The sequence below is a fragment of the Haloferax sp. YSSS75 genome (genome assembly GCF_046764215.1).
Lineage (GTDB): Archaea > Halobacteriota > Halobacteria > Halobacteriales > Haloferacaceae > Haloferax.
Window position 1 is genome coordinate 1,218,199 of record NZ_CP177206.1, and the last position, 19,700, is coordinate 1,237,898.

At 63.3% G+C, this 19,700-nt stretch carries 23 protein-coding genes and 1 pseudogene; 14 read left to right on the plus strand and 10 right to left on the minus strand.

Annotated elements, in window-relative coordinates:
- The first annotated feature begins 74 nt into the window (after positions 1-74).
- From ACK3R5_RS06440 to surE, 3 genes are all read left to right on the plus strand, one after another.
- Complete coding sequence (locus ACK3R5_RS06440) at positions 75-839, plus strand: prephenate dehydrogenase/arogenate dehydrogenase family protein (protein ID WP_411968429.1); 765 nt, start codon at positions 75-77, stop codon at positions 837-839.
- Positions 840-943: 104 nt separating this feature from the next.
- Entirely contained in the window at positions 944-2,347 is a 1,404-nt protein-coding gene (locus tag ACK3R5_RS06445) for a small ribosomal subunit Rsm22 family protein (RefSeq protein WP_411968430.1), read from the plus strand.
- 69 nt (positions 2,348-2,416) lie between these two features.
- Positions 2,417-3,205, plus strand: coding sequence for a 5'/3'-nucleotidase SurE (surE, locus tag ACK3R5_RS06450; RefSeq protein WP_411963238.1), 789 nt, complete (start codon positions 2,417-2,419; stop codon positions 3,203-3,205).
- A 14-nt stretch (positions 3,206-3,219) separates the two neighbouring features.
- On the opposite strand, the gene ACK3R5_RS06455 is transcribed toward surE, so the two are convergent.
- On the minus strand, positions 3,220-3,456 hold the full coding sequence (locus ACK3R5_RS06455; protein ID WP_411968431.1) for a hypothetical protein: 237 nt from the start codon (positions 3,454-3,456) through the stop codon (positions 3,220-3,222).
- A 172-nt stretch (positions 3,457-3,628) separates the two neighbouring features.
- On the opposite strand from ACK3R5_RS06455, the gene ACK3R5_RS06460 reads away from it, so the two are divergent.
- Together ACK3R5_RS06460 and ACK3R5_RS06465 are read left to right on the plus strand one after the other, a co-directional pair.
- Positions 3,629-4,036 carry a nuclear transport factor 2 family protein gene (locus ACK3R5_RS06460; protein WP_411968432.1) on the plus strand — a complete coding sequence of 136 codons (408 nt, stop codon included), beginning with the start codon at positions 3,629-3,631 and terminating at the stop codon, positions 4,034-4,036.
- A gap of 164 nt (positions 4,037-4,200) precedes the next feature.
- Positions 4,201-5,007: an aminoglycoside N(3)-acetyltransferase gene (locus ACK3R5_RS06465; protein ID WP_411968433.1), complete on the plus strand. Its 807-nt coding sequence runs from the start codon at positions 4,201-4,203 to the stop codon at positions 5,005-5,007.
- Positions 5,008-5,114: 107 nt separating this feature from the next.
- Here the strand turns inward: ACK3R5_RS06465 and ACK3R5_RS06470 are convergent, their stop codons facing one another.
- Both ACK3R5_RS06470 and ACK3R5_RS06475 read right to left on the minus strand, forming a co-directional pair.
- Entirely contained in the window at positions 5,115-5,543 is a 429-nt protein-coding gene (locus ACK3R5_RS06470) for an OsmC family protein (protein WP_411963242.1), read from the minus strand.
- Between the two features lie 57 nt (positions 5,544-5,600).
- Positions 5,601-5,888: pseudogene (locus tag ACK3R5_RS06475) on the minus strand (hypothetical protein); the annotation flags it as partial.
- 102 nt (positions 5,889-5,990) lie between these two features.
- On the opposite strand from ACK3R5_RS06475, the gene ACK3R5_RS06480 reads away from it, so the two are divergent.
- Positions 5,991-6,815, plus strand: coding sequence for a lysostaphin resistance A-like protein (locus ACK3R5_RS06480; RefSeq protein ID WP_411968434.1), 825 nt, complete (start codon positions 5,991-5,993; stop codon positions 6,813-6,815).
- Positions 6,816-6,874: 59 nt separating this feature from the next.
- Positions 6,875-7,255, plus strand: coding sequence for a hypothetical protein (locus ACK3R5_RS06485; RefSeq protein WP_411968435.1), 381 nt, complete (start codon positions 6,875-6,877; stop codon positions 7,253-7,255).
- Between the two features lie 30 nt (positions 7,256-7,285).
- Here ACK3R5_RS06485 and ACK3R5_RS06490 read toward each other — a convergent pair whose 3' ends face one another.
- Positions 7,286-7,753 (minus strand): N-acetyltransferase family protein, encoded by a 468-nt coding sequence (locus ACK3R5_RS06490; RefSeq protein ID WP_411968436.1) that lies wholly within the window; start codon positions 7,751-7,753, stop codon positions 7,286-7,288.
- A 298-nt stretch (positions 7,754-8,051) separates the two neighbouring features.
- Here ACK3R5_RS06490 and ACK3R5_RS06495 point away from each other — a divergent pair, with 298 nt between their 5' ends.
- Entirely contained in the window at positions 8,052-9,746 is a 1,695-nt protein-coding gene (locus ACK3R5_RS06495) for a hypothetical protein (protein ID WP_411968437.1), read from the plus strand.
- 11 nt (positions 9,747-9,757) lie between these two features.
- Here the strand turns inward: ACK3R5_RS06495 and ACK3R5_RS06500 are convergent, their stop codons facing one another.
- Both ACK3R5_RS06500 and ACK3R5_RS06505 read right to left on the minus strand, forming a co-directional pair.
- On the minus strand, positions 9,758-10,066 hold the full coding sequence (locus tag ACK3R5_RS06500) for a chorismate mutase (RefSeq protein WP_411963247.1): 309 nt from the start codon (positions 10,064-10,066) through the stop codon (positions 9,758-9,760).
- Entirely contained in the window at positions 10,063-10,932 is an 870-nt protein-coding gene (locus ACK3R5_RS06505; RefSeq protein ID WP_411968438.1) for a shikimate kinase, read from the minus strand. Before ACK3R5_RS06505 ends, ACK3R5_RS06500 begins: the two co-directional genes overlap by 4 nt.
- 136 nt (positions 10,933-11,068) lie before the next feature.
- Here ACK3R5_RS06505 and ACK3R5_RS06510 point away from each other — a divergent pair, with 136 nt between their 5' ends.
- The gene (locus ACK3R5_RS06510; protein WP_411968439.1) at positions 11,069-11,497 is read left to right on the plus strand and encodes a DUF5796 family protein; all 429 of its coding nucleotides are present in this window, start codon (positions 11,069-11,071) and stop codon (positions 11,495-11,497) included.
- Positions 11,497-11,733: a hypothetical protein gene (locus ACK3R5_RS06515; RefSeq protein WP_411968440.1), complete on the plus strand. Its 237-nt coding sequence runs from the start codon at positions 11,497-11,499 to the stop codon at positions 11,731-11,733. Before ACK3R5_RS06510 ends, ACK3R5_RS06515 begins: the two co-directional genes overlap by 1 nt.
- Positions 11,734-11,784: 51 nt before the next feature.
- Here ACK3R5_RS06515 and ACK3R5_RS06520 read toward each other — a convergent pair whose 3' ends face one another.
- Positions 11,785-11,919 (minus strand): hypothetical protein, encoded by a 135-nt coding sequence (locus ACK3R5_RS06520; protein ID WP_411963251.1) that lies wholly within the window; start codon positions 11,917-11,919, stop codon positions 11,785-11,787.
- Positions 11,920-11,997: 78 nt separating this feature from the next.
- On the opposite strand from ACK3R5_RS06520, the gene ACK3R5_RS06525 reads away from it, so the two are divergent.
- Together ACK3R5_RS06525 and ACK3R5_RS06530 are read left to right on the plus strand one after the other, a co-directional pair.
- Entirely contained in the window at positions 11,998-14,178 is a 2,181-nt protein-coding gene (locus ACK3R5_RS06525; RefSeq protein ID WP_411968441.1) for a CDC48 family AAA ATPase, read from the plus strand.
- 64 nt (positions 14,179-14,242) lie between these two features.
- A complete protein-coding gene (locus ACK3R5_RS06530; RefSeq protein ID WP_411965795.1) occupies positions 14,243-14,560 on the plus strand; it encodes a hypothetical protein in 318 nt (105 codons plus the stop codon).
- A gap of 23 nt (positions 14,561-14,583) precedes the next feature.
- Here ACK3R5_RS06530 and ACK3R5_RS06535 read toward each other — a convergent pair whose 3' ends face one another.
- Positions 14,584-15,204 carry a hypothetical protein gene (locus ACK3R5_RS06535; protein WP_411968442.1) on the minus strand — a complete coding sequence of 207 codons (621 nt, stop codon included), beginning with the start codon at positions 15,202-15,204 and terminating at the stop codon, positions 14,584-14,586.
- Positions 15,205-15,304: 100 nt separating this feature from the next.
- Here ACK3R5_RS06535 and ACK3R5_RS06540 point away from each other — a divergent pair, with 100 nt between their 5' ends.
- Positions 15,305-15,706: a helix-turn-helix domain-containing protein gene (locus ACK3R5_RS06540; RefSeq protein ID WP_411963254.1), complete on the plus strand. Its 402-nt coding sequence runs from the start codon at positions 15,305-15,307 to the stop codon at positions 15,704-15,706.
- Positions 15,707-15,786: 80 nt separating this feature from the next.
- Positions 15,787-16,176 carry a hypothetical protein gene (locus tag ACK3R5_RS06545; RefSeq protein ID WP_411963255.1) on the plus strand — a complete coding sequence of 130 codons (390 nt, stop codon included), beginning with the start codon at positions 15,787-15,789 and terminating at the stop codon, positions 16,174-16,176.
- 143 nt (positions 16,177-16,319) lie between these two features.
- On the opposite strand, the gene ACK3R5_RS06550 is transcribed toward ACK3R5_RS06545, so the two are convergent.
- Both ACK3R5_RS06550 and ACK3R5_RS06555 read right to left on the minus strand, forming a co-directional pair.
- A complete protein-coding gene (locus ACK3R5_RS06550; protein ID WP_411968443.1) occupies positions 16,320-16,709 on the minus strand; it encodes a dehydratase in 390 nt (129 codons plus the stop codon).
- A gap of 72 nt (positions 16,710-16,781) precedes the next feature.
- The gene (locus ACK3R5_RS06555) at positions 16,782-19,622 is read right to left on the minus strand and encodes a DEAD/DEAH box helicase (RefSeq protein WP_411968444.1); all 2,841 of its coding nucleotides are present in this window, start codon (positions 19,620-19,622) and stop codon (positions 16,782-16,784) included.
- Between the last annotated feature and the right edge of the window lie 78 nt (positions 19,623-19,700).

Below are 19,700 nucleotides of genomic sequence, written 5' to 3' on the forward strand. Positions count from 1 at the left end.
CCGACCCAACAGCACGCACGCGGTGGTCGCCGCCACCGATTCTCTTTTGGGCACCCCGCGTCCACACCGAACCGATGAGATTGCTCGTCGTCGGCGCTGGTGCGATGGGTCGCTGGTTCGGTCGGACGGTCGACGCCGACCTGGCGTTCGCGGATGCAGACCCCGAGAGAGCGGTCGCTGCGGCCGACGAACTCGGCGGCCGTGCCGTCCCACTGGACGGTGACGAGCAGTTCGACGTCGTCTGTCTGGCGGTCCCGATGGACCTCGCGAGAGAGGCAGTCGAGGCGAACGCCCACCGTGCCGAACGAGGAATGTGTGACGTGATGGGCTCGATGGCTGGGCCCGTCGCCGCGATGCGCGACCACCTCCCGGACCGAGAGCGACTCAGCCTCCACCCGCTTTTCGCGCCCGAAAACGCCCCCGGGAACGTCGCCGCCGTCGTCGACGAAGCGGGGCCACTCGGTGACGCCCTCCTCGACGACCTTTCGACGGCCGGTAACAACGTCTTCGAGACGACACCGACGGAACACGACACGGCGATGGAGACGGTGCAGGCCGCCGCCCACGCCGCAATCCTCTCGTTCGGCCTCGCGGCAGACGACGTCCGCGAGGAGTTCGCCACGCCGATTTCTGCCGCCCTCGACGAACTCGTCGCGTCCGTCGCCTCCGGCAATCCCCGGGTTTACGCCGATATTCAGTCCGCGTTCGGAGCGGGGACGAAACGAGTTGCAGACGCCGCCCGAGAACTCGAACGGGCCGACGAAGAGACGTTCGCAGACCTCTATCGGGCCGTCGGCCGAACCGACGACGAAATCGACAACCACGAACCCGACGAGTGACGAGTAGTGGTATCGACGCCGACGAGTCACGAACGTGACCCCGTCGGCAGACGCCGTAACACCCGACGAAACCGACCGCCCACGTCCTCCACAGGAGACCCACGATGATAGATAGAGACGCCGTCCGCGACAACGCGAAGTACCTCAGAAACGTCCGCCCGATAGACCCAGACGAGATTGCGGAGTATATCGAAGGCCAACCACACCCAGCAGTCGTCAAACAGACGCTCCGCGAGGAGGCCTACGACCTTGGCCTGGTCGAACGCGACGACGGGACGTTCGTTCCGGCGTCCGAAGGGCAGGTCACACCGCCCGGGTGGTCACCGACGGCCTTCCCCGCCGACTACTCGTTCGCCCTCGAAGACCTGCTCATCCAGCGCTACGGTGCGAACTGGCACGTCGGTGATTCCGGTGACCGCCTCCGCGAGCGCGTCCGGCAGTTGAAAGAAGACTACTATCGCGGGAATCCCGTCGAGTACGACGACGACGCCGCACTCGGATACGCGCTCTACCACCTCCCGGACTACTACGCGGCTATCGGGTACGTCCTCGACGATTTGGCAGAAGGCGGCGTGCTCTCGCGGCGTCTGCGCGTCCTCGACGTGGGCGCGGGGACGGGCGGTCCAGCACTCGGCCTCCACGACTACCTGCCCGAAGACTCCCTCGTCGAGTACCACGCAGTAGAACCGAGTGCGTCGGCCGACGTGCTCGAACGCATGCTCGGTGAGACGCGCCGAAACTTTCGGACGACCATCCACCGCGAGACGGCGGAGGCGTTCGAACCCGACGGCGAGTACGATATCGTCCTCTTCGCGAGCGTCCTGAGCGAACTCGACGACCCAGTAGAAGTTGTCGAGAAGCACCTCGACGTACTCGCAGACGACGGGTGCATCGTCGCCATCGCACCGGCAGACCGCAACACGAGTATCGGCCTGCGCGACGTCGAACGCGCGGTCACTCCCGTCGACGGCGGCGTCACCATCTACTCACCGACGCTTCGTCTGTGGGACGGATACGCCCCGTCTGACCGCGGGTGGTCGTTCGACGTGCGACCTGACCTCGACGTGCCGGGATTCCAGCGTCGTCTCGACGAGGGGCGCGACTCCGACGAGGACGAAGGGACGTTCGTCAACGTGGACGTGCAGTACTCCTACAGCATCCTTCGAACCGACGGCAAGCGTCGCGTCGATATCCGGGCGAACGCGTCGCGATTCGCCAAGATGGCCGAGATGGAGCGTCACGTCACGAACCGCATCGACCTCATGGCGGTGAAGTTGAGTCACGACCTCTCGGAGGGCAACAATCAGGTGTTCAAAATCGGAGACGGGAGCGAAGCAGTCGACAACTACGCCGTCCGGACGAACCCGACGGTGTTGAACGCCGACCTCGAAGAGGCGGCGTACGGCGATATCCTCGTCTTCGAGAACGTCCTCGCGCTCTGGAACGACGACGAACAAGCCTACAATCTCGTCGTGGACGGCGAGACAGTCGTCGATATGGTCGCCTGAGCGACACACCCAGTCATCAGATTGACACCGACGGGTGGCTTTTTGCGCACTCCCTCCTGAGTCGGTATCATGAGCGAACGTTCTATCCTCCTCACGAACGACGACGGCATCGAGAGCGTCGGCTTTCGCGCCCTCTACGACGCCCTCTCGGAGTTCGCAGACGTAACTGCCGTCGCCCCCGCCACCGACCAGAGCGCCGTCGGCCGGAAGATGTCGTCAGACGCAGTCGTCACCGAACACGAACTCGGGTACGCGCTGGAGGGGACGCCCGCAGACTGTACCGTCGCTGGCCTCGAAGCGCTCTGTCCCGACGTCGACATGGTCGTCTCGGGCATCAACAAAGGCGCGAACATCGGCGCGTACGTGCTCGGCCGGTCCGGAACCGTCAGCGCCGCCGTCGAAGCGGCGTTCTTCGACGTGCCCGCGCTCGCGCTGTCGATGTACGTTCCGCCGGGTGGCGACGTGCCGTGGCACGAGAAAGCCACCGACCCTCGGGACTTCCGGGAGGCGACACGTGCGGCGTCGTATCTCGTCGAGCACGCCGAACCTGCCGGCGTCTTCGAGCAGTGTGACTATCTGAACATCAACGCGCCGATGCCGACGGAAGACGGCGAACCGGCCGACATGGAAGTGACCTACCCCTCCGAGATGTACGACATGACCGCCGCGTTCGAAAACGGCACGGTGCGACTTCACGACCGAATCTGGGAGCGGATGGCGTCGGGGGACATCACGGACCCGGAAGGAACCGACCGCCGGGCAGTCGTCGACGGCAAGATATCCGTCTCCCCGCTTACCGCGCCGCACACGACACACCGCCACGAAGCGCTCGACGCACTCGCCGAGACGTATCTCTGAACCGGGGCGAACGGTCAGGGCGTTCGACTGTCGGTCAAGAGTTTATACGCGATAGCGACCACACCTGCGAGCACGGCGAGACTCCCGGCGACGAATGCCAGTGCGCCGAAGACGAACCCGAGACCCCCAGTACCGAGTCCGACGCCAGCGACAGTGAGGAGCACCCACCCACCGAAGACGACGGCGTAAAGAGTGACCATGCTATCTTCGGTGGCGTAGCGGAGCGCATCGCGAGCGGAGACGTCGTCCATGCGGAACGTGACACTACGATGCCATATCTGCGTTTCGAATCCACGAACCGCCGACGGCCAGTGTTCGTGACACGGCGCGAACGCGTCACTGTCCCGTGAGGTGTCCAATGCTATCATACGTCGTGCTAACGCTTTCTCCTCCGGGTTCGTACGTTTACGTGGGTCGAGATAGATGGTAGCAATTGGTAAGGGCACGAACGTCGAGATACTCGAGAGTGCGTACGACGCGTACAATCGGGGTGAAATAGACGCCGTACTGTCGTCGTTTGACGAGAATATCGAGTGGATAGAACCGGACGGTTCTTTCAGCTCTGGGATACACCGTGGACCGGATGCTGTCCTGAACGAAATCTTCCTGCCGACGATGGAATCGTTCGAGGACCTCGAAGCGAAAATCGAACGGTTCGTCGACGGTGGAGACACCATCGTCGCAGTCGGCCGGTTCGCTGGAACGGCCAGAGAGTCGGGCAACAGCTTCGACGTGCCGTTCGCACAGGTCGTCGATATGAAAGACGGCAAGGTGACGAAGTGCGTCAACAACACGGATACGGCAGCGATGCTCCGCGTGTTCGACGCGTAGACGAGAGCAGAGCGTCGCGGCCAACGTGTGGCCGTGTCGGCTTATTTTGGTTCTGTGGAGTGTGTTCGGGTCAGTCAGTAAGTCAGTCCGTAATTCGGTCACGGACGCGGTCCGACTCTCGAACGAAGCCAATCTTGATGTGTGCTTCCTTCGACAGAGGTGCCATGTCAGAAGCAGACGCCATCGAGGCGGTGGACGAACCGGGAACCGTCTCCTCGCTGGCCTCGGACCTCCGCAGTCTCGGCATCGACGCCGGCGACACCCTCCTCGTCCACTCGTCGCTTCGTTCGCTCGGGTGGGTCGCCGGCGGTCCGCAGGCCGTCGTCGACGCCCTTCAGGACGTTCTCACGCCCGAGGGAACACTCGTCATGCCGACACACAGCGGCCAGTACTCTGACCCGGAGGGGTGGGAGAACCCACCGGTTCCAGACGACTGGGTCGAGACGATTCGGGAGTCGATGCCGCCGTTCCGTCCCGAGGTGACGCCGACACGCGGCATGGGCGCGATACCGGAGTGCTTCCGAAACTATCCCGGTGTCGTCCGAAGCGACCATCCGACAGTCTCGTTCGCCGCGTGGGGGGCCGGTGCAGACGACGTCGCTGGCAGTCACGAAGTCGACTACGGACTCGGCGATGGGTCACCACTGGCCCGCGTCTACGATAGGGGCGGTGCCGTGTTACTCCTCGGTGTCGGCCACGACAGCAACACGTCGCTCCATCTCGCGGAGTATCGCGCCGACTTCGAGAAAGAACACGTCGAATCGGCCGCCCCCCTTCTGCGCGACGGCGAGCGAGTCGTCGTCGAATACGAAGACATCGAGATAGAGACAGACGACTTCGAAGCGGTCGGCGCTGCGTTCGAATCCGACGTGGGACACACCGAAGGAACGGTCGGTGCGGCGACAGCAAAGGTCGTCGACCAACCGGAGTTGGTCGACTTCGCCGTCGAGTGGTTCGAAGCAAACCGCTGAGTTCGAGCGCACCCGTCTCCACTCGCGTCCTCAGTGACGGTCAGGGTATCGTCGGCGTATGGATGTGACTCTGTGGGATGCGATAGCCAAAAAATGGAGCGTGGCGCTTAGCCCTGCAGCGTCGCTTCGAGCGAAATTTCGGGGCCCGCGAGTGCTTTGGAGACCGGACAGGTCTCTTTTGCATTCTGGGCAATCTCCTCGAACGTCGCCTCGTCGATGTCCGGGATGTCCGCTTCCAGCGTCAGGTCGATTTGCGGAATCTCGAATCCACCGCCTTTGGCCGGGCGGAGAGAGACGTCGGCAGTGGTGTGGAGGGTGTTCGGCGTGTACCCCTCTCCGTCGAGGAGCGCGGTCAACTGCATGTTGAAACATCCGGAGTGTGCCGCGCCGATTATCTCCTCTGGGTTCGTCCCCGGTTCGTCCTCGAAGCGCGTCGGGAACTTGAACGTCCCCTCGATTTCGCCACTCTCGGTCGTGAAGTCACCACTCCCGTCCTTTCCGCCTTGCCACGTCGTTTCAGCTTGTCTTGTGGGCATTCCAGACGTACTATGGGATTCCATCGGTATGGAAATACCGGCGGTGCAACACGGTTGTCAGAACACACCGGTGAGGAATCCGACCCCCATCGTGACGAGGACGACAGCGGAGAACACCGGGAGATACGGCGTGTACTGCCCGACTTCCTCCTCGAAGTTCTGATAGCCCGCGATGAGGAGCATCGTCAACCCGACGATGCCGGCAATGACGGTCAGCGAGTAGACGCCCATCAGTTCGAGGCAGTAGTTCGACCCCGCGCACATCGCGATAATCTCGAACTCCTCTTCGTGGGCGAACCCGAGGACGAACGCGAACCACGCGATGCCGAGGAGGCCACGTTCGGCGGTGTGCGACGCGTGAAGGTGATGGTCATCCGAGACGACTGACCGCGGAGCACTCGCCGTGTGCCGGGAAGAATTATCACCTCGATTGACGTATCGACTGGTATGTCTTCTTCTCGAACCCCACCTGTCGGGTGGCGGGCAGTCGCTGCGTTTCTGGCCGTGACGTTCGGGTGGTCGTGGGGCTTTTGGGTCCCACAGGCGCTCGTCGCCGAAGGGTACCTCGACAGTGTGCCCGCGCTTCCCGAACTCGGGGCCTTCGGGCCGACTGTTGCCGCGTTCGTTCTGGTGGTCTACGCCGGTGGCGTGCAGGGTGCCAGACAACTCGCGGGCCGTGCTGTCCAACTCGATTACCCGAGGCGGTGGGTTGGCGTCGCCCTGTTACTCGCACCGATACTCGTTCTCGCGTCGCTCGCAGTCGCAGTCGTGACCGGCACCACACCGTCGTTTCCGTGGTCAGGTAACCTGCTCGTGCTCCCCATCGCGTTCGCGTTCATCCTCGTTCTCGGCGGGCCGATTCAGGAGGAGTTTGGCTGGCGTGGCTATCTTCTCGACGCGCTTCAGTCGAGATTCGGCGCGGTGACGAGCGGCGTCCTCGTCGGTATCGTCTGGGCCGTCTGGCACCTCCCGCTGTTCTACATCCCGAGTGAGACGATATACTACCGGAACCCGTTCCTCGGTTTCGCCGTCTCGATTACGCTCTTTTCGGTGCTCATGACGTGGGTGTACAACAACACGAATCGGAGTCTCCTGCCCGCTCTGTTGTTCCACGCGTCGTTCAACTGGTCGCAGGCGATGTTCCCCATCCTCGACTCGGACCCGGCGAGTCTCGCGTTCGTCGCGCTCCTCGCTGTGAGCACCGCCGCCGTCGTCGCCTACTGGGGAAGCGACACGCTGGTTCGAATTGGTGGCGACAGGTCGCCGAGCTAGCTCACGGCCACACCTGACCGGGGAGAAAGCATTTATCGAGATATGTACACTTCGGTGTCATGAAGCGCCGACACCTGCTCGCTGCCGTGGGCGTCGCGTCGGTTTCGTCGGCGGGGTGTCTTGGGGCGGGTATGCCGCGAGATGCTGTCGTCAGTGCGGAACAGGAATCACCGCCGGCAAGTGCGACGGTGGTGTCGTACGACGCCCTCCCACAAGCCGAACGACAGATTGCTCGGACCGCTATCGAGGACGACTTCTACCACGCCTGTCCCGAACTTCCGGGGGCGATTCGGTCGTTCGCCGAACGCTTCGAGGGGCCGGACGACGCCTATCTGACGTATCGAGAGACGAGTTACGGGATGTGGATTCGAATCGAGGACACGATTCGGGCAGGGACCGCCCCACCGCCGGATGCAGACCCGTCCTGTGGATTCTTCTGACCGCTGGTTCGACGGCATCACCTGCCGTGATTACTCGATTTCTTGGACGAACGTGACCTGTTTCTCTTCGAATCCGGTGTCCCTGTAGAACCGTCTCGCGCCCTCGTTTTCCCACTCACAGGAGACTTTGAGGTGGTCACAGCCGTCGTCGCGGGCGAGTTCTTTCACCGCCGCGACGACGTCTGAACCGTAGCCTTCGTTCCGGTGACGCTCCGTAATCAACAGGTCCACGATAACCTTGTACCGCTCGTACTCTCTCGACGGGTGTTCGCCGTCTCGAAGCGTGACGTAGCCGATTTGGTCGCCGCCGTCTTCGACGAGATAGACGGTGGTGTCGTCGCTGTCGAGGAGGTTCCTGAACGGGGCTTCCGGAACGCTGTCGACGCTGTCGTACGCTAGTTCGTTGAATTTCGAGTACTGTTTCATGCCCGATGCGAGGGCGTACCAGTAGTCGACGAGGGTGTCGATGTCGTCCGCGGTTGCTTCGGTGAGTTGCATCGTTGATTCGTCGTGTCTATCACCACTTACACGACAGACTTCTATCTTTTCTATCACGTACGAAGGGGGGCACGGTGGAATCACGTGAACGCGTTCAGGGTACGGTTCGGTGACGCCTCGCTGCGTACGGGGGCATCTCGGGGTACCCATCTCTCGAAGAAGACGGCGATTCTCACCCCGTCAACCACCTCAAACCACCGTTCACGCAGAAAGTGTTATGCTGTGTGAGTCTGTCTGTCACCTGAATATGAATTCACGAAGAGCGACAAGTCCACCACGCACCCTGCCGCACGTTAACATGGGACGGCGGCAGGTACTCGCCGGAAGCGGGTTGGTCGCACTCGTGGGACTCAGTGGATGCCTCGGGCAGGTGGCATCTGCGACGACGAACACCGGGTCGTCCCCCGCCGCGACGTTCGCCGGCACCGGAACGGACCGAGACAGTCGAGTGGTTCCCATCACTGAACCGACTGTCGAACGCCTCAGTCCGAAAATATCCGCTGACGTGAGTCTCCTCTCTGGAGACGTCGAACTCGAAGCGTGGGTGACCACAGTCTCTTCACGCGCCCAGAACCACAACAGCAGTCGAAGCAACCGAACCCAACCCGTCAGCGCTGACGAGTTGGATTCGGACGACGACGGCGATGGAATCCCGACCGCACTCGAACTGGAGAGGCGACTCCTCGTCGAAGTCGAAGCGGCGGCAGAGAGTATCAGTAAACGCTCCGCTCGAACGGGTCGATCGAACCTCGAACGAGTGGACGAGACCATCACCGAGGTTCAGGTCACCTTGGACAGTTGTTCCGAGGACGTCTGTATGACCGTCCGGGAGAACGCGGACGGCAGAAAGGAACTCACTCGGCAGGCACTGCGGCACGTCGACGCTGGCGAGTGGGAACGTGCGGCCGAGACGGTTCGAGAGATATCGAGAATCGTCGAGAGCGACATCGAACGCCTCCAGAAGGCGTCTCGGGGGGAGTCAGGGATACCCGCCGCGATTTACAGCGGCCTCGATGGAGAGGCAGTCGTCGGTGAGCGATTCGCCGTCGTCCTGCCCGACGCACGACTCCCCGGCGACAGCGGGAGCATCGCCGACGAAGTGACGCCGCAGCGATTCATCGACTACATCACTGGCCAGGCGAACGTGAACGTCGAAGGGCGGGTGTACACGTGGGGGGCAGGGTCCCGAACGACCGACGGCGGTGGCGACTGTGACGACACCGACACCGGCATCTTCCCGCCCGGTGTCTGTTCCTCACCCCACCTCGACACGGCGCTCTCCGGCCCAGTCGACACTGGCGGGGTGCTCACTGTCTACGACGACGGCGAGAACGTCGCCGTCGTGAACACGCCTCCGACGACGAGAGACGGGCCGTCGGCTCTCGCCGTCTCGGCAGATGGGGCGGCAGTCGTCCCCGAGAACCTCGACGACTGGGGCGACGAACAGGGAGAGAGCGCCGCCACGTCGACCATCGTCTGTCAGGTGATGGCCAAGCCCAACGACTTCCCGACGGCGCTTCCAGCACTGCTGTACGTCCGACGCTGCAGACACGACGACCAACTCGTCTACACGGGAGGATGGGTCGTCGACGACGCCGCACTCTACGACGACTCACTCACGATGTTGACCGCAGGGGGTCCGAACAGGGTGGTCGGCGTCGGCCTCGGTGACCTCGATGGCGACGGACTGGGTGACCTGGTCACGCGGACGTTCCCGGACGAGCGGAGTCGCTACGGTGGGCGTCTGCTCGACGTGCAATTCTCGCCAGACGTCGAGAACCCGTTGATTCCACCGTTGTCCGCCGATTCGCTGGAGAAGTTCTACAAGTGGGGTCGCGGTCACGTCGCGTCGGCCACAGAGCGTCCCGAGGCGGCCGTTCGCTGTGTCTGTGTCGCGATGGACGCCCCGATTCTCCACCTCGTCGATGCGTCGAGTGCGTCGAACGAGGTGAAGTTCAAAGCGGGCGCGGAACTGTCGAAAAGTGTGAACTGAGTCGCCCCGACTCAGCGACTCTGCCGCTGTTCGGCCTTGTTTATCTCGATGAGTAACCGGAAAACCGCTTTCACGAGGTTGGAATCCACTTCGAAGTGGTCGGCGTTCTCGCCGGCGCGTTCCATCACGCGCTCTTCTTGGGATTCGTCGGTCGTCGGCAGGTCGAGTTCAGCTTTGACCTGCGCGACGGTGTCGGCGACGTAGGTTCGTCGCGCGATGAGTTCGACGATTTCGCGGTCGATATCTTCGATTTCTTCGCGAAGTTCGTCGAGTGTCATGTCCTGGACCGATGCGTCGGCGTCTGGGGTGTCGTCTGTCATAGGATTCGTGCTCCGTCAGTTCGAGTGGTGGTCAGTCGTGTCTCGCCGTCGCGGGCGTCCCACAGCGCCTGTACCTGTTCGAGGTCCGCGCGGTTCCCCACCGCGACGACGCTCGGGCCGGTGCCAGAGAGGGAGACGCCGTCGGCGATGGGCATCGCTTCGACGGCGGGGTCGGTCGGAAAGTCCAGCGCGGCCGAGAAGGCGAGGCCGTTGACTGTCATCGCGTCGGCGTACCGGCCTTCGAGCGCGAGTTCTGCGACGAGGTTGGCCATCGAAGCGACGTCCTCACAGCGAGAGACGTCGGCGTCGGCGCTGAAGGCTTGCTCCGGTGGCGTCCACACGAGCACGTCCCACTCGAGTTCGTCGCGGACGACGAGTTCGTCGTCGGTGTTGTCGGTGACGACGACGCCGCCGAGCATGGACGCCGAGGCGTCGTCGAACGCGCCCGTGACGGTGACGCCAACCTCGCGGGCCGCACGAACGCCGAGGCGACAGGCGTCGATGCGGGAGATGTCGTCGTCCGGTGCTGGGCCGACGGCCGCGCCCACCGCGTCGAGTGCGGCGAGCACCGACGCGTTCGCGGCGGCGCTCGAACTCTTGAGGCCGGCGGCCATCGGCACGTCGCTCTCGGTTTCGACGGTGCCGCCCTCGCCGTCACCGTACTCCTCGACGACGAGTTCGACACAGCGCTCGACGAGGCGCGTGTCGGCGTCTGGTGCTTCCGCGATGGACCCGCGAACGTCGCCCGAGTCGTCTAACTCGACAGTCGCGGTGGTCTCGGCGTCGATAGCGAACGCGGAGCCAGTCCCCGTCGCGAGGGCGTTCAGGATGGTCCCCGCTCCGAGGGCGGCGGCTCGGCCGTGCATACCTCTACCGACACGCTCGGAGAGAAAGAAGTAGCGGTCGGTGCCATATCCTCCGCTGTCGAGACGGGGCGGCGTTGGCACCGATTCGGGAGGCGGTATCGCGTCGCTTTTGAGCGCGCCGGCGTTATCGTGGAGTATGAGCGCCCGAAACGATATCGCCCCGAGTACCCTCGGCATCGAACTCCACGACTACGGCGTCGAAGTGGAGTATATCGACAGTCGGTCGACGGTATACCGAGGCGTTCCCGAGGCAATCACGGGCCCACTCAAGACGAGTCCCGGTAAAGAGGTCCACGTCCTCGTCACCGACCCGACGGAGACGGAGGGTGTGATGATGTACGTCAACGACCTGAAGACACACGACGACGTGCTCGAATCCAGCGGTGTCGGGCGGGTCATCCTCGCCGAGGACGACGAAGAAGAACTGTTCCCGGGCGTCGTCGCGCGCCGTCTCCCCGGCCACCAGTTCGAAATCGAGGCCGACCCGGACGTCGCTCGTGGGCGCGTGTTCGTCTTCGTCGAAGACGACTGGAACGAACAGTCCTACGAGTTCGTCTCCGAGTGATGCTCCGAAAGCGTTGGGAACCGCTGGAAAAGCGGACGATTGGGAAGGCGCCGGAAGCCTACGGCTACTACGAACTCGGAGACGCCGACGGTGAACTCGTCGGGCGAGGCGTCGGTGTCCTCCGGGACGAACTGAAAGAGGCACTCGCCTACGGCGACGGCGAGCGTGTCCGCTGGGAGCGTGCCACGTCGCTCGAACACGCCGAGCGGATTGCCGCGGAACACGACCCCAAGTAATCGCCGTTTACAGGGTGGTGCTCTCTATTACAGGGTGGTGCTCTCCGTCTCTTATTGGAGGTACGATGGGCTATCGGTGTCGCAGTTTCCTTCGTGAGCCTCGGCGTCAGCTCTGACGTCGAACAGCAACTCACACTCCTCACACTGGAACCACGTCTCTCCATCTTTCTGCGTCGTGGTCACCATGTGTAAGGCTATCACACGAGTCGGGAAAACGGTTACCCCGGGCGAACCCTCAAGCCACACGACGCCGAAGCGACTGTCATGAGCGAAGACTGGGTGACGCTCGTGGTCCGTGCCGCCGAAAAACGCGACGCGGGACGCGGCATCGCCCGCCTCCCTGAAGCGGCACGCCGAGAGCTCAGTGTATTGAGCGGCGAGACAGTCGTCATCGAGGGGACGCGTGAGACGGTCGCGAAGATGTGGCCTGCCCGGCCCGGTGCGGAGGCGGGCGAGATTCTCATCGATGCCGACACGCGGGCCAACGCCGGCGTCAAAATCGGCGACACCGTTCGCGTCCAGAAGATAGACGTCGACGACGCGAAGTCGGTGACGCTCGACGGACCGAGCGCGTTCGAACGAACCAGCGTGAGTCGGGAGACGATAGAAGACGTGGTGAAGTCCGAGATTCGGAACCGCCCGCTCCAGTACGGTGACCGAGTCCGAATCGAACGCCTCGGTGGTGCTGTCCTCTCCGTGAGCGAGACGCATCCGGGCGGGGTCGTTCGCGTCACCGACGCGACGAAGGTGACCGTGACGGTGTCCGAGTCGAAAGGAGCGAGCGATGCGGTTCGCGACGCCGTCAAGAGCATGACGGGAACCGAACGGGACGACGGCAGTCGGGGGCGTGCGACGGGCGTCACCTACGAGGACATCGGTGGTCTCGACGACGAACTCGACCTGGTTCGCGAGATGATAGAACTCCCGTTGTCGGAACCCGAGGTGTTCGCCCATCTCGGTATCGAACCGCCAAAGGGTGTCCTCTTACACGGCCCACCGGGCACGGGGAAGACGCTCATCGCGAAAGCCGTCGCCAACGAAGTCGACGCGACGTTTATCACGATTTCCGGCCCCGAAGTCCTCTCGAAGTACAAAGGCGAGTCCGAAGAGAAACTCCGCGAAGTGTTCAAAGAGGCGCGTGACCGCTCGCCGAGCATCATCTTCTTCGACGAAATCGACTCGATTGCGGCCAAACGCGACGACGGCGGCGACGTCGAGAGTCGTATCGTCGGCCAACTGCTCTCGCTGATGGACGGCCTCGACGCGCGCGGCGACGTCGTCGTCATCGGGGCGACGAACCGCGTCGATAGCCTCGACCCGGCGCTCCGTCGCGGCGGCCGATTCGACCGCGAAATCGAGATTGGCGTCCCCAACGTGGCTGGCCGGCGCGAGATTCTCGACGTGCACACCCGACAGATGCCACTCGCGGACGACGTCGATATCGACCGCCTCGCCTCGCGAACCCACGGATTCGTCGGCGCTGACCTCGAATCCCTCGCGAAGGAAGCGGCCATGACCGCACTTCGTCGCTCTCGGCGAACCGGTGACGGGGTCGCAATCACAGACCTGACGGTGACCCGCGCCGACTTCGAGATGGCGATGGCGTCCGTCGAACCCTCCGCGATGCGTGAGTACGTCGCCGAACAACCGACCAAAGGGTTCGAAGCGGTCGGCGGCCTCGACGACGTGAAACGGACGCTCGAACGCGCCGTCACGTGGCCGTTGACCTACGCACCGCTCTTCGAAGCGGCGGCGACAGACCCACCGACTGGCCTGCTCCTCTACGGTCAACCGGGGACTGGAAAGACACTCCTCGCACGCGCCATCGCGGCCGAAAGCGAGGTCAACTTCATCCACGTCGCCGGGCCCGAACTCCTCGACAGATACGTCGGCGAGTCCGAAAAGTCCGTCCGCGAGGTGTTCGACAGGGCCCGACAGGCCGCGCCGAGCATCCTCTTTTTCGACGAAATCGACGCACTCGCGACGAACCGCGACAGTCTCGGGTCCGACTCCGGCGTGACAGAGCGCGTCGTCTCGCAACTCCTGACCGAGATGGACAACGCCGCCGACAACCCGAACCTCGTCGTCCTCGCGGCGACGAACCGACGGGACGCGCTCGACCCGGCGCTGCTCCGCCCCGGGCGACTGGAGACGCACATCGAAGTCCCCGCACCCGACATCGAGGCGCGTCGCGCCATCCTCGACGTTCACGTTCGGAACAAGCCCATCAGTTCCGACATCGACCTGAACGACGTCGCCGCCCACATGGACGGATACTCCGGTGCGGACGTCGCCGCAGTCTGCCGCGAGGCGGCACTGCGAGCCATCCAGGACGTCGCCAGCGCGTACGAGGGCCTGGAGGCGAACGAACACGCAGACGAGATACTCATCACCCGCGACCACTTCGACGCGGCGCTTAAATCCGTGAGTCCGACGCTCTCCTGACAGTCGAAATTATCTTCTTCCGCGACCAATCACGTGTCATGTTCACATGCAACAGTGGTGTGTCGTGAACGCGGCGTGGCGACGGAAGGTCCGACGCGAGTTAGACGCACTCACAGGGGGTCCGCTCTCTGCCGGGTGGTGGTTCACGAAAGCGGGACTCCGGGTCGCATTTGCAGAGGTCATCTTCATGTTCCTCGTGCTGATGAACAACGATGCAGACGCGATTATGGCGGTCAACGCCGGCGAGGCGTCGATACTCTCGATTTTTGCCCTCGTCCTGACGACGCCCGATTATCTCGTCATCGCCGGCATCGTCTTCGTCGTCGCGTTCTTGCTTCCGTTCCTGCCGAGGCGGAACGAGGCGACGAACAGGTGGGAGTAGACAGCCTCTGGGTCCGATATGCCCTAGTCGAGGCGTTCTAACTCGCCGTGGAGTTCGCGGTTCATCACGTCCGCGACGAACAGTCGAATACGTTTGTGCAGTTCTTCTTCGGTGTCGTAGGTTTCGACTCTGAGGTCCCACCGCGCGCGTGCCGCCCGAATCATCTCACTCGTGACCGTCGCCTCGTGGACGAAGACGATTCGGTCGCCGTGGGTCTCCGAGAGACGTTCGAGGATGGACCCCGCCTCTTCGCCGACGCCGAAGTTGTGGCCGAGAAACGGGAGGACGAACACGGTGGCGTTGCTCGCCTCCGCGAAGGCGATGCTCTGTGTCGCGGCGTCGACGTCGTCGGTGTCGATGTCGACATCGACAGCGAGAAAGGCGTTCACACCGGGGTCCGCCCGTAACGCGCCCTGGACGCGACGGAGGAGGGCGAGGGCGTCGTCGACGTCGTCGCGGGCGGCGAACAGTTTCCGAATCGGGCCGGGGAGGTCCGCGACGTCGATGTCTGCGAGTTCCTCCTCCGAGAGCACGTAGTTCAGGTTGAACGACTTGTACGGCCCCATCACGTAGACGAGAAAGCGGTCGTAGGTGGTCCTGCCGAGGGCGTCTCGGATGTCGTCGCGGGTGATGGCGTCGCGCATGTGACCCCGTACTGACCGACGCCATATATAAAAAACGGCCTTTTCAGCGAAGTTCGACTCAAGAATCGTTAAGTCGATACGGGACATCTCACTAGCTGAGATGGCGACGAACTCTCCGGCAGACGCCGACGGACTGCCCGAAGACCCTGCCGAGTTGCTGCCGCCGACGAGCGTCCTCACGCTGGACGAGTACCTCGACATGCAGGCGGCAATCGGCGACAGGACGCGGTTCACCCTGCTGTACCGACTGGTCCACGTCGGCGAGCAGAGTCCGAAAGCGCTGGAGGAAGCGCTCGATATCCGGGCGAACAACCTCCACTACCACCTCCGGAAACTCGTCGACGTCGGCCTGGTCGAGAAACGAAAGCGCACGCAGGCCGACGAAGACGGGTTGTTCTCCTACTACCGAGCGACGTCGCTCGGTTCAGACATCCTCGAATACGGCGTCGAGGAACTCATTCGACGGGAACGCGACTACCGCGACGCCTACGCATCCGAGTAAGTCTCGTCGACTGCGTCGGGAGCGTCGCGTCACCTGCCGGATACGCCGCCTATTTGGCAGTGGGTCACACACCGGAAGCCATGTCAAATCTCCTCCCCGAGGAAGCACAAGAAAAGCTGATTTCGGTGTGTCGTGCCGCCGCCGGTGACAGTCTCCGGTCGCTCACGTACTTCAACCGCTTCGACTACCTGCAGGTCTACCTGCGCGACGACCTCGAACAGGAGGCCGACCTGAACTCCTTCATCGGCAACGAGTGGCACGACTTCAAGATGACACAGGACGCCTATCGCGGGTCGGAACTCGGCGACTACGAGTACACCATCCGCGTGTTCGAAAACGGGTATCTCGTCCGCATCACACTCGAAGACATTGGCGTGTTCGTCACGACGGACGGCATCACGATGCAGGACTTCGAAGCGCTCAGAACCGCCGTGACGACGATTCTCGACGACTGGGCAGTCGCGGAGTGAGCACACGGCGGCGCGTCCGTCTACCTGTCGTCCGCCACATCGACGTCACCTCGTCCCAGCACCGTCACCTCATCCTAACCGTCTTCTCATCCTATCACTGTCTCCTCATCCTATCACCGTCTCCTCATCCTATCACCGTCTCCTCATCCCATCACCACACCCTCGCTCCGACCACGCAGAACCACGCCTCCGTGTTCAGTCTCACAGACGAACGAGACTTCGAGCGCGGTGTGGTCGTCGAACTCCTCGACGGACTCGTAGGTGGCCTCACAGGTGATTTCGACGCCGGTGTGTGCCGGTCTGGGGAACTCGAACTCCATGGAGCGAGCGAGGAAATCGATGTCGCCGCCGAGTTTCGTCGGCATCGTCGCCGTCAGCAACCCGTGTAAGACGACTCGTCTGTCGTCGTCTTCGACGAGGTGGTGTGACCCCTCGTCGTTCGACAACGCCGCGAACTGCTCGACTTCGTCGGGTGTGAACGTCCGCGTGTACGTCTTCGAATCCCCCTCCCGGAGTGTGTTCTCTGTTGCCATGGTCACCTAGCGATAGCGGAGAATCGGGCGTAAAGATTGGCTACCGGCAGTGAACAAACACCGCGTTTCTCGTCAGTCCCAGAACGACTGGGTCCGGGCGTACTCGCGTTCCCGTTCGAGGATGTCGCGGTAGAAGTCGTCTTCGTCCTCTCGGAGTTTGTTGATGATACGCGCCGCGTTGTGCGGGCCGACACCGCGGGCGGCGAGTGCGATGACCGCCTTCTTGCCGTGGGCCTGCACGAGACTCGCCGACCGATACGCCCGCTTGGTCAGGCGTTCCTGTTCGTCGTCTTTCTCGGTCGCACGCACTGCCTTCACCGTCTCGTCGTCCCACGGATTGAGCGCGGCGATTCGCGTCGCACCACACTGCGGACACTCCTGTGGGTCACGGACGCGTTTGACCGTCGTCTTCCGCGTCCACTCCTTGCAGTGCAGACAGAACAGCAGCACGCGGTCGTTTTGAATCCGGTCGCGAATCGTCTCGATGACGCTCGCGTCGGCGTTTTCGGGGACAAGCAGGTCGGTTCCGGACCCGCGTCCACCCGTCCCGATTGGCGTCGGTTCGCGGGCGACGACGAGTTCCACGTCGCCGTCGTGGATTCGGCGGAGGAGTTCGACCGTCTCCTCGACTTCGAGGTCCGTGTGGAACACCTCTCTGACCGCTTCGTCGTAGACTGGCGTCCCCTCAAGCGCGGCGAGCAGTCTGTCACCGCCGAAGCGACCCTTCCCCTGATACCGCTTGAGCGCCCCGAACTTCGCGGCGACCTGTGCGAGCGTGAACTTCAGCGAGTCCGAGCGCTTGAGCGCGAGTTCGAGGAGTGCTTCGACGTGGGCGGGGTCCGTCTCGCGGAGGACTTCCGCGAACGTCGTCGGCGACACCTTCCCCGGGACGTCGAACTCGACGCGATAGGGGTCGACTTCCATCCCGACAGAGGACCCGGTTCGCTGGCCGATGAGCGCCGACAACAGTCGTCCGAGCGTCTCGTTCACCCGGTGCCCGTAACAGGAATTCAGCGTCACCTTCCGTGGCGACCCCTCGACGACGAGTCGGTCTGCAGTCGGAATCGGTGCGCCCGTCTCGACCTGTCGTTCGATGGGGCCGAGTGCAGTCGAGACAGTCGCCTCGTCCGTCGGATACCGCATCGCGATGTCGCGGGCGACGCTCGCTCTGTCCGCGCCGGATTCGAACTGTGGTGCCGCCACGTCGCGGAGTTCGCCGACTTCACCGGCGACTGGTGCGGGAACCGGAATCTCCGACCCCACCCACGACGGGACTTCGCCACCGGGGTCCTCTATCGGTGAGACGTTCACCCGCGCCTCCTCGTCGTCCACGTCGTTGACGCGCCACATCTCGCCGCGCTGGATGAACGTCGCTCCCGGCGAGGCGAAGTTGAGGACGAACTTCTCGTCCAACGTGCCGATTTGCCGGCGAGAAGACATATCGTGGACGTCGTACGTCTCCTCGTCGGGAATCATCGAGAGGTTGGCGTAGAAGTACTGCCACGTCCCGCTGGACTTCTCTAAGAGGTCTTTGTCCTCTTCGACCCAGAGCAGTCGGTTCTGTGAGAGTTCGCGGACGACGGCGCGGAAGTCGTCTTCCGACAGGTTTCGGAAGGGGTAGGCCCGCGTGACGATTTCGTAGGCCCGCCGAGCAGACACGTCGCCGTAATCCATGACGATACCGACGATTTGGTTGGCGACGGTGTCGAGACTGCCGTGGTGGACGCGGGCAGGTTCGACTTCGCCAGACTCGGCACGCCGGGCGATGGCGAGCGCTTCCAGCGTGTCGTCTGGGTGGTCGGTGACGATGGTGCCCCGCGAGACGACGCCCAATCTGTGGCCTGCGCGTCCGACTCGCTGGAGGAGACGCGAGACTTCGCGCGGACTGTTGTACTGGACGACGTGGTCCACGCGCCCCACGTCGATGCCGAGTTCCATCGACGAGGTGCAGATGAGGGCGTCCAACTCGCCGGCTTTGAACCGGTCTTCGACGTCGATACGGACGTCTTTCGAGAGCGACCCGTGGTGGACTTCGATGGAGTCACCCAGTTTCTTGAACCGCGACCCGAGGGCCTCGGCCGTCTGGCGGGTGTTGACGAAGACGAGCACCGACTCGTGCGTGCGGACGATGTCGCGTATCGTCCGGACGTGACTCGCTATCTCGGGGTCGGTGGCGAGTTTGCCCGCGAGTCGATCGTCTTCGTTCGTCACCTCGGGGCGGACCACCTCGAACTCGACGCGGTTGTCCACGTCCACCTCGATGATTTCGAACTCTCGGTCACCCGTCAGAAATTTGCCGACTTCGGTGGGTGACCCGACAGTCGCAGACAGGCCGATTCGCTGGAACGGTCCGGCCAACTCCTGCAACCGCTCTAACCCGATGGTCAACTGCGCCCCACGTTTGGCCGACGCGAGCTCGTGTACCTCGTCGACGACGACGTGGTGGACGTCCGAGAGCGCCTTCCGTAACTTCTTGCCCGTGAGCATCGCCTGCAACGTCTCGGGCGTCGTCACCAGCACGTCCGGCGGGTCGTTCGCCTGCTTCTGGCGCTGGTACTGCGTGGTGTCGCCGTGGCGAACGTCGATGTCGATGTCGAGGACGTTCCCCCACCAGTCGAGACGCTCGCGCATGTCGCGATTCAGCGCCCGAAGGGGCGTGATGTAGAGCGCCGAGATTCCGAATCTGTCTTCGGCCTCACTGATAGCCGAAAAGACAGGCAACATCGCCGTCTCCGTCTTTCCCGTCCCCGTCGGTGCGATGATGAGGCCGTTCTTCCCGGCGGCCAGCGGTGGAATCGCCCGGCGCTGTGGCTCTGTCGGTGTCGAGAATCCGCGCTCCGAGAGCGCATCACGGACGGGCGACGAGAGCGTCGCAAACGCGTCCATTCCGGCGGCGGCCTCGCCGTCTGGCATCTGTCCGTGGTTACCGTTCGAGACTATTGAGCACACCGCTCGGGGCGGCCACCTCCGGGAGGTTCATGTCACTCACCA

Excerpts from the sequence above, each read along its gene's own strand:
- ACK3R5_RS06440 (WP_411968429.1), top strand. The coding sequence starts at position 75 with ATGAGATTGCTCGTCGTCGGCGCTGGTGCGATGGGTCGCTGGTTCGGT.
- ACK3R5_RS06445 (WP_411968430.1), top strand. The coding sequence starts at position 944 with ATGATAGATAGAGACGCCGTCCGCGACAACGCGAAGTACCTCAGAAAC.
- surE (WP_411963238.1), top strand. The coding sequence starts at position 2,417 with ATGAGCGAACGTTCTATCCTCCTCACGAACGACGACGGCATCGAGAGC.
- ACK3R5_RS06455 (WP_411968431.1), bottom strand. The coding sequence starts at position 3,456 with ATGGACGACGTCTCCGCTCGCGATGCGCTCCGCTACGCCACCGAAGAT.
- ACK3R5_RS06460 (WP_411968432.1), top strand. The coding sequence starts at position 3,629 with ATGGTAGCAATTGGTAAGGGCACGAACGTCGAGATACTCGAGAGTGCG.
- ACK3R5_RS06465 (WP_411968433.1), top strand. The coding sequence starts at position 4,201 with ATGTCAGAAGCAGACGCCATCGAGGCGGTGGACGAACCGGGAACCGTC.
- ACK3R5_RS06470 (WP_411963242.1), bottom strand. The coding sequence starts at position 5,543 with ATGCCCACAAGACAAGCTGAAACGACGTGGCAAGGCGGAAAGGACGGG.
- ACK3R5_RS06480 (WP_411968434.1), top strand. The coding sequence starts at position 5,991 with ATGTCTTCTTCTCGAACCCCACCTGTCGGGTGGCGGGCAGTCGCTGCG.
- ACK3R5_RS06485 (WP_411968435.1), top strand. The coding sequence starts at position 6,875 with ATGAAGCGCCGACACCTGCTCGCTGCCGTGGGCGTCGCGTCGGTTTCG.
- ACK3R5_RS06490 (WP_411968436.1), bottom strand. The coding sequence starts at position 7,753 with ATGCAACTCACCGAAGCAACCGCGGACGACATCGACACCCTCGTCGAC.
- ACK3R5_RS06495 (WP_411968437.1), top strand. The coding sequence starts at position 8,052 with ATGGGACGGCGGCAGGTACTCGCCGGAAGCGGGTTGGTCGCACTCGTG.
- ACK3R5_RS06500 (WP_411963247.1), bottom strand. The coding sequence starts at position 10,066 with ATGACAGACGACACCCCAGACGCCGACGCATCGGTCCAGGACATGACA.
- ACK3R5_RS06505 (WP_411968438.1), bottom strand. The coding sequence starts at position 10,932 with ATGCACGGCCGAGCCGCCGCCCTCGGAGCGGGGACCATCCTGAACGCC.
- ACK3R5_RS06510 (WP_411968439.1), top strand. The coding sequence starts at position 11,069 with ATGAGCGCCCGAAACGATATCGCCCCGAGTACCCTCGGCATCGAACTC.
- ACK3R5_RS06515 (WP_411968440.1), top strand. The coding sequence starts at position 11,497 with ATGCTCCGAAAGCGTTGGGAACCGCTGGAAAAGCGGACGATTGGGAAG.
- ACK3R5_RS06520 (WP_411963251.1), bottom strand. The coding sequence starts at position 11,919 with ATGGTGACCACGACGCAGAAAGATGGAGAGACGTGGTTCCAGTGTGAG.
- ACK3R5_RS06525 (WP_411968441.1), top strand. The coding sequence starts at position 11,998 with ATGAGCGAAGACTGGGTGACGCTCGTGGTCCGTGCCGCCGAAAAACGC.
- ACK3R5_RS06535 (WP_411968442.1), bottom strand. The coding sequence starts at position 15,204 with ATGCGCGACGCCATCACCCGCGACGACATCCGAGACGCCCTCGGCAGG.
- ACK3R5_RS06540 (WP_411963254.1), top strand. The coding sequence starts at position 15,305 with ATGGCGACGAACTCTCCGGCAGACGCCGACGGACTGCCCGAAGACCCT.
- ACK3R5_RS06545 (WP_411963255.1), top strand. The coding sequence starts at position 15,787 with ATGTCAAATCTCCTCCCCGAGGAAGCACAAGAAAAGCTGATTTCGGTG.
- ACK3R5_RS06550 (WP_411968443.1), bottom strand. The coding sequence starts at position 16,709 with ATGGCAACAGAGAACACACTCCGGGAGGGGGATTCGAAGACGTACACG.
- ACK3R5_RS06555 (WP_411968444.1), bottom strand. The coding sequence starts at position 19,622 with ATGCCAGACGGCGAGGCCGCCGCCGGAATGGACGCGTTTGCGACGCTC.